The sequence below is a fragment of the Rhodoferax sp. LS1P39 genome, from assembly GCF_056521425.1.
Map to the genome: position 1 here is coordinate 127497 of NZ_JBWMAV010000016.1, position 7528 is coordinate 135024.

General features: G+C 62.4%; 5 protein-coding genes. 2 read left to right on the plus strand and 3 right to left on the minus strand.

Going from position 1 to position 7528, the window contains the following annotated elements; translation table 11 throughout:
* Window positions 1–23 precede the first annotated feature (23 nt).
* Complete coding sequence (locus AC097O_RS21030) at window positions 24–2456, minus strand: penicillin acylase family protein (RefSeq protein WP_479594842.1); 2433 nt, start codon at window positions 2454–2456, stop codon at window positions 24–26.
* A 347-nt stretch (window positions 2457–2803) separates the two neighbouring features.
* Window positions 2804–4144, minus strand: a complete 1341-nt coding sequence (locus AC097O_RS21035; protein ID WP_479594844.1) for a dicarboxylate/amino acid:cation symporter — start codon at window positions 4142–4144, stop codon at window positions 2804–2806.
* A 234-nt stretch (window positions 4145–4378) separates the two neighbouring features.
* Here AC097O_RS21035 and AC097O_RS21040 point away from each other — a divergent pair, with 234 nt between their 5' ends.
* Window positions 4379–4696 (plus strand): BON domain-containing protein, encoded by a 318-nt coding sequence (locus AC097O_RS21040; RefSeq protein ID WP_479594846.1) that lies wholly within the window; start codon window positions 4379–4381, stop codon window positions 4694–4696.
* Between the two features lie 125 nt (window positions 4697–4821).
* Complete coding sequence (locus tag AC097O_RS21045) at window positions 4822–5685, plus strand: LOG family protein (RefSeq protein WP_479594849.1); 864 nt, start codon at window positions 4822–4824, stop codon at window positions 5683–5685.
* Here the strand turns inward: AC097O_RS21045 and AC097O_RS21050 are convergent.
* Window positions 5660–6835: an MFS transporter gene (locus AC097O_RS21050; protein ID WP_479594851.1), complete on the minus strand. Its 1176-nt coding sequence runs from the start codon at window positions 6833–6835 to the stop codon at window positions 5660–5662. The two genes, AC097O_RS21045 and AC097O_RS21050, sit on opposite strands and share 26 nt — an antisense overlap.
* Window positions 6836–7528 lie beyond the last annotated feature (693 nt).

Sequence of the window (7528 nt, forward strand, 5' to 3'; positions counted from 1 at the left end):
TATTTCACCTGCGCTTACTGCTATTACTTTTTAACAATAGGCTGCTCAAACAGCACCCGCTCGGTGTAGTTGGGGTCGGCCTTGATCTGCTTGTCGGTGTAAGGCAGTTTGACCCACTCGCCCGCGGCGTACTTGCGGGTCTGGTCGCTGAAGTGCGCGCTGGTCGGGTCGGACGACTGGCTGTAGGTCAGGATGCCTTCGGCCACCGGCCCGGCGTTGTCCCAGGTGACAAACTGGATGTAGCTATTGCCATAGGCACCGGCGTTGGTGGCGGGGTCGGCGGTGTAGATGAACTGGCCCGGGGCCACCTGGGTGCGTACGCCCGCCCAGTTGTTGAACGTAGAGCGGCCACCCGGAATAGCCAACACGCCTTCGGCACGTTGCAGCAGCTGCACATCCTGGGTGCGGGCACGCCGCTTGATGGGATCATCAAACTGGGTACTGGCCACCAAAGTTTCCAGCTGCGCCATGGCGGCGGCCAGGTTGGCGGTGCCACGCGGGGTTTCCTGCGGATCGGCGGGGTTGAACGGCACGCTCCACCACGATGCATCGTTGAGGTCACCCAGGGCCGCATAGAACTCGTCAAACAGCACCACGCCCTGTGCGGACGGGGTATGGGCGGTGCTCCAGGCTTGCAGCACGGCGCAGGCATCCTGGGCTGCCGGGGTGGCACCGCTGCCGCTGGCCAGGCAACCCGAGACAAAGCCTGGCAACCATTTCTCGGCCTTAAAGAAGCGGCTCTTCAGGTAGAGCTGCTGCAGGTTGGCCAGGGTGAAGCGGTAGCCGCCCTGCCCGTCGGTGCCGTTCAGGCGGTCGCGCACCATGGCGTGGCCGGTACGGGTGCGGTTGTTTTGCGCAATTGCCTCGGCGTTGGGGCCGGTGGCGATGATCTTGGCAAAGCCGCCCAGGTAGGAGTTCAGGCTGGGCCACCAGTGGCTGTCGTTGGCGTTGAGCGCATAGTCCGCGCGCTTGACCCAGGGCCGCCCGGATGCCGGGATGCTGCCGGTCCAGTCGCAGGCCGCCGTGGTACCGGCCATGACCACCACGCCGGTGCTGGCCATCAAAGGCTGGAACGGCGGGGGCACGCAGGCCGCCAACTGGGCATCGGCCACATTGGCCGCTACCGAGTAGTTGGCGTACAGGGCATCGCCGTCCTTGTCGGCGGCCATGGTATTGACCCAGGGCATGGCGTTATAGGTGGCCAATGCCGTGCGCAGGCTGTCCACGCTGGTGGATTTGCCATTCAGGATGACCTGGTCGATCAGCTTGAAGTTGGCGGCGTTGGCATCTTGCAGCGCATAGCCGCTGCCGGTGGTCCAGGCAAAGCTGCTGTCCTTCAGCATGGGGCCGTACTCGGTGGTGTACAGGGTGCGCTGGATGGGGACCTGGGTGCCATCGGCCAACATTGCCGACACGGTCAACGGCACGGCCTTCATGGCGATGGATTGGCCGTCTTTCATGTAGCGCGTGGGGTTGCTGGGGTCGATGGCCAGGTAGCGCAGGGTGAAGCGGTTGTCGGTGGAGAAGGTGTGCGTCCAGGCGACTTTGTCGTTAAAGCCGATCAGGGGCAGCGGCACGCCCAGCAGGGTGGCACCCATCACGTCGTAGTTCTCGCTGGCCACGGTAATGTGCACCTGGTTCAGGCGCAGCGCCCCCCACCACGGAAAGTGCGGGTTACCCAGCAGCAGGCCCTTGCCGCTCTGGGTGGCGTTGCGGCCCAGGGCCACCCCGTTGGAGCCAATGGTGTGGTCGCGCAGGGTCTGCATGGCCATCAGCGCGGGCGACTGGGCGTAGTCCACCGGCGGAGCCGGTTTTTTGGCTTTGGCCAGAGTGGTGGTGGTGGCCGCTTTGGCCACGGCGGCGGTGGGTGCCGTGGCACTGCCGATGGCCGCGATGAAGCCCAACGAGCTGCCGGTCATGGCGGCTTGCGAGAAGCGCAGGTAGGCATCTTCCTCGGTCATGGGCTTGACCCAGGCCTTGCCACGGCAGGCCACGGGCAGCTTGGCCAGGCCGGTATCGGTCAGGTAGCGGTTGTAGCCGGTGGCAAAGCCGTCGGCCAGCTCGCGGGTGGCGCGGCTGGAACCGGCCTTGAAGCGGGCGGCTTGGTCAGAGCCCAGCACCAGCTTGTAGAAGAAATCAGAGTCCACATTGCCGAGCACTGTGCCCATCTGGCCCAGGTAGCCACCGGCAGCGCCGAAGTACTTGGCCCGCTCGCCGTGCAGGGTCACCAGCTCTTCGGCAAACAGGCAAAAGTTGTTTTGGGCAAACGCGTAGCCATAGCCATAGCCCGCCCCCGTGAAGCTGTCGGCCACGATGTGCGGCACACCGTAGGACGTAGTGCGGATCGCGGCCGCGTAGTCCGTGGGCAAACAGCCTGTGAGCAGTGACGCAGCTACCGCGCCCACCAGCCCGCTTCGCGCAGCAAAAATGCCACGCACCGTCGTCGTCAGATTCATGCTTACTCCCTGATATTGGATTTAAGACCTATTCAACGCACAGATTGTTTCGTAAAACGGACTTATTCCATAGTACTTTGCATGCCCTGTTACGCCTCCTTGAGCCCACCGCAAATGTACCTATTTTTGTGGATGAAATTACGCACTCCCGTGGTGCACTGGTATGAAAAATGGTAAGACTCTGCAAAATCCAAAATGGTGCCAAACCAGACGGCGATAAGCCCCGCCCAACACCCGCCAAAAAGCAAAACGCCACCGCAGACAGGCCTGCGATGGCGTTTTGAAATACTATCTATTTAATAGCTTGTTGTGCTTATAGCGTAAGCGCTAGAGACCGATTTTATGCCTTATTTAACCGCCATGTGCGAGGTCACCTTGTCGAGGATTACCTCGGGCTCGTTGGCCTCTTCCCAGGTTTGGTTGTTCATGGCGGCATCCAGGCGCTTCATATCCAGATCGCCCGTCCACTTGGCCACCACCAGGGTCGCCACGCCGTTGCCCACCAGGTTGGTCAGGGCGCGGGCTTCGGACATGAAGCGGTCAATACCCAGAATCAGCGCCAGGCCCGCCACCGGCACGTGGCCCACGGCCGACAAGGTGGCCGCCAGCACGATGAAGCCGCTGCCCGTGACACCGGCTGCGCCCTTGGAGGTGAGCAGCAGCACCAGCAGCAAGGTGATCTGCTGGGCGATGGTCATGGGGGTGTCGGTGGCCTGGGCGATGAACACCGCCGCCATGGTCAGGTAGATGGAGGTGCCGTCCAGGTTGAACGAGTAGCCGGTAGGAATCACCAGGCCGACCACGGACTTCTTGGCACCGGCGTTTTCCATCTTCTCCATCATGCGGGGCAGCACCGACTCGCTGGACGAGGTGCCCAGCACGATCAGCAGCTCTTCCTTGATGTACTTGATGAACTTGACGATGCTGAAGCCGTGCATGCGCGACACGATGCCCAGAATCACGAACACAAAGATCAGGCAGGTACCATAGAAGGTGCCCATGAGCTTGCCCAGCGACACCAGCGAATCCACACCGTACTTGCCAATGGTGAAGGCCATGGCACCGAACGCGCCGATGGGGGCGACCTTCATGACCATGCCGACAATGTCGAACATCACGTGCGAGAACTTCTCGATGAAGTCAAACACCATGGTGCCGCGCCCGCCAAACTTGTGCAGCGCAAAGCCGAACATCACCGCAAACAGCAGCACCTGCAAGATCTCGCCCTTGGCGAACGCATCCACCACGGTGCTGGGAATCACGTTGAGCAAGAAGTCGGTGGTGGTGGCCATCTTGCCGGGCGCGGTGTAGGCCGCAATGCCCTTGGTGTCCAACGTGCTGGCATCGATGTGCATGCCCGCGCCGGGCTGCACCAGGTTGACCATCACCAGGCCAACGATCAGCGCCAGCGTGCTCATGATTTCAAAATACAGCAGCGCCAGACCGCCGGTTTTGCCGACCTTCTTCATGTCTTCCATGCCGGCGATACCCACCACCACGGTACAGAAAATGATGGGTGCAATCACCATCTTGATCAGCTTGATGAAACCGTCGCCCAGCGGCTTCATCTGCGCGCCCAACTCGGGCTGGAAGTGCCCCAGCAAGATGCCCACGGCCACCGCGAACAGCACCTGCACGTAGAGGGATTTGTAGATCGGCTTTTTGGCCACCGGAGCATCTGCTTGCATAGAGCACACCTTTTGAATTAAGTAAATCACCGCCCATCAAGGTGGGCGAGGAATCGTTAATTTATTCCGGAAATTCCACCTGACCATTGTGGTTACTACGGTAGAAACCCGCTGGTCGGCAAGCCCCACCCCAGTTATAGCAATTTGTAACAATTTCAGTGCCTCGGCTGTCGGCCCTGGCCTGAGAGGCGGCGTTTTAGCAGTCCCTGTACAACTTATCCGAGGACTCTCTCCATGCAATTCATCCGTGCCATTGCTTTTGCCGCCATTGCAGGTACCACCATCCTCGCCGCCACCGGTTGCGCCGTGGTGCGCCAGCAAGAATCCGTGGGCGCTTACGTGGACGACTCGGCCATCACCTCGTCGGTCAAGGCCCGCTTTGTGGCCGACAAAACCGTCGACGCCGGTGCCATCAGCGTGCAAACCCTGAAGGGCACCGTCCTCCTGTCGGGCTTTGCCAAGTCCAGCGCTGAAAAGATGCAGGCCGAGTCCATCACCCGCAGCGTCAAGGGCGTGACCGCGGTGCGCAACGACCTGGTGGTTCGCCCGTAAGCACCACGCCCCGGTCCAGGCAGCTTGCGGCCCCGCCCGCAAGCTGCCTTTTTTTTGGCCCGTACGGCCTGCAAATTACCGCCCCGCTGCGCAAAAGCGTCATGTTTTAGGACCACAATCTCTGTATGGAAAACACCGACAAACTCAATGACCGCAACGTCGCCCTGGCCTGGGCCGACCTGCAAGCCCATGCCAACAACGGGCAGCCGCTCGACACCGATGCCTACCGCCTGGCCTTTGCCGACCCCGAGTTTTTGCTGCGCCGCGAAACCCGGGGCATCCGCTTCCAGCTGGAAATGCTCAAACCCGACCTGGCCCAGCAAGCCCAGGGCATTGAAAGCACCGTGGTGGTGTTTGGCAGCGCCCGCTTCCCGGCCCCCGAAGACGCCCAACCCGCCCTGGCAGCCGCCCAAACCAGCGGCGATGCAGAGGCCCTGAAAGTCGCCCAGCGCCGCATGCGCAACGCCCACTACTACGACCAGGCCCGCCTGTTCGCCGGCATGGTGGCCAACTACAGCGCCAACCTGCCCGCCTCTGACCGGCTCTACATCTGCACCGGCGGTGGCCCCGGCATCATGGAAGCCGCCAACCGCGGTGCCCACGAAATGGGCGCGCTCAACGTAGGCCTGAGCATCGCCCTGCCCCACGAGCAAGGCGGCAACCGCTACGTGTCGCCCAGCCTGAATTTCAAGTTCCACTACTTTGCGCTGCGCAAAATGCATTTCATGATGCGCGCCAAAGCCCTGGTGGCCTTCCCCGGCGGCTTTGGCACGCTGGACGAGCTGTTTGAAGTGGTGACCCTGGTGCAAACCGGCAAAGCCCGGGCCGTGCCCATCATCCTGTTTGGGGTCGATTACTGGCAAAAATTGCTCAACCTCGACCTGCTGATCGAAGAAGGCGCGATCTCGCCCGGCGACGTAGAACTGTTCACCTACGTCGACACGCCAGAGGATGCGTGGGCCGCTATTCGGGCGTTTTATAAGATTTAAGCCCCCACGCGGTGCGAGAGCCACCGCCCACCAGCGCCCCCACCACCCAAAACAGCCCGGCCACGCCCACATAGGCGCTGGCCAGGCCAAACAGCAGCGGCATGGCCACGCTGGAAGCGTTGATGGTCATCAGCCGCAGGCCTAGCGCTTCGCCGTGGCGGTGCTCGGGGGTGATCTGGTGCAAGGTGCTCATCACCATGGGCTGCACCGAGCCCAGCGCCAGGCCCAGAAACACCGAGCACACGCCCATGGCCAGCGCACTCGGTAGCAGCGGGTACAGCGCAAACAGTGCCGCCGTCACCCACATCGCGCCCACCATCACCGCCCACTCGCGCAGCCGTGCCGCCACCAGGGGCATGGCCATGCGCACCACGGTAGCGGCAATCGCAAACGCCCCCAGAATGCCGCCGATGGTGGACGCACTCAGGCCCCGCTCATGGCCCAAGATGGGCACCACAAAGGTGTGCACATCCCAGCAGGACGACAAGAACCAGTTCACCAGCAACAGGCGGCGCAGCATGGGATCGGCCAGCAAATCCCGCACGCGCGGCTTGGCGGCACCGGTGGGTGCGTGGATGGCGGGCAGCTCCTGCACGCCCTGCACCAGCGCCCAGGTGGCCAGCGGCAGCAGCGCCATCAGCGCAAACGCCGCCCGGAAACCCCAGGTATCGGCGGGCACGCTGCCCGCGTGGTCGATCATCAACCCCGCTGCAAACGGCCCAATGAAGTTGGACAAAGCCGGGCCCAGCGCCAGCCAGCTGAACACGGTTTTCAGCTGCGTCGCACCTTCGGCCGCGCGGCCCACATGGCGCTGCAAAGCAATCACCGCAATCCCGGTAGCCCCGCCGGTCAGCAGCGCACTGATGCAAAGCACCGGGTAGATAGGCCACACCGCCGCCAGTCCCGCGCCCAGCACCGCCATGGCCACGCTGATGGTCACCGGTTTGCGCAGGCCATGGCGGTCGGCGTAGCGCCCGGCAGGCAGGGCCAGAAACACCTGGGTCAGGGCAAACAAGGCCAGCAAAAGCCCCACCGCCAACCCGCTAAAGCCCTCGCGCAGAGCCAGCAGCGGCGCGGCCAGGCGTATGCCGGTCATGCAGGCGTGCAGGCAGATCTGGGCGGCGATGAGGCGGGCCAAGGCGGGGGTCATAGGGGTGTTGGGGAATGGATAAAGGCGCTGGGGAGGCGCACGCGTTCGTAGCTGGGCTGCGTGCAGATGCTACTGAGCTTACCCGCTCTGCGAACGTAAGGATGCGGGCCGCTTGGTGGGGTTGTTACATTTGAAATTTGAGCTTATTTTCAGATACCAAAATGCCTGCTAGCGCCCATCAAATCGGCGTTACGTGCTCCTGTTTTTTACTATTAAAAGAGAAGCAAACTGGTTCGACTGCGCGGGCGGTAGCCAATGGGGGTCGGATCCCAATTGCGCGCAGGCTGCTGGCGGGTCGAGCACCATGTGGCCCGCATTTGGGCTCCGACCCCTATTGGCGGATTGACGTTTTCTGGCTGCCCGCCAGCATCCCCGGCCGGGAGTTGCGCCCGGCGGCGCAGTCACTTGTTCTTTTGCGCAAAAGAAAAGTAACCAAAAGAAAGGCGCCCCAACTGTCTGCGCCCTCCGCTGGCGCTTCGGGAACCTGCGGTGCTCGCTTTGGTCGGGGTCTGGCTAAACTCGCTGGCGCTCAAACAGACGCCAGCCCTGATCCGCCCAAAGCTGTGCTCCTCGGCACTGTGCTGGTCAAGTTTTTTCGGACACCGCGATAGGTTGTTTGATTGCCGATTGCTGCTCGAAAGCATTGGGTGGCAAGTTGCCCAGTTTGGAGTGCAGCCGCACGCTGTTGTAGAA

Coding starts and splice junctions, on each gene's coding strand:
- AC097O_RS21040 (WP_479594846.1), top strand. CDS start 4,379: ATGCAATTCATCCGTGCCATTGCTTTTGCCGCCATTGCAGGTACCACC.
- AC097O_RS21050 (WP_479594851.1), bottom strand. CDS start 6,835: ATGACCCCCGCCTTGGCCCGCCTCATCGCCGCCCAGATCTGCCTGCAC.
- AC097O_RS21045 (WP_479594849.1), top strand. CDS start 4,822: ATGGAAAACACCGACAAACTCAATGACCGCAACGTCGCCCTGGCCTGG.
- AC097O_RS21035 (WP_479594844.1), bottom strand. CDS start 4,144: ATGCAAGCAGATGCTCCGGTGGCCAAAAAGCCGATCTACAAATCCCTC.
- AC097O_RS21030 (WP_479594842.1), bottom strand. CDS start 2,456: ATGAATCTGACGACGACGGTGCGTGGCATTTTTGCTGCGCGAAGCGGG.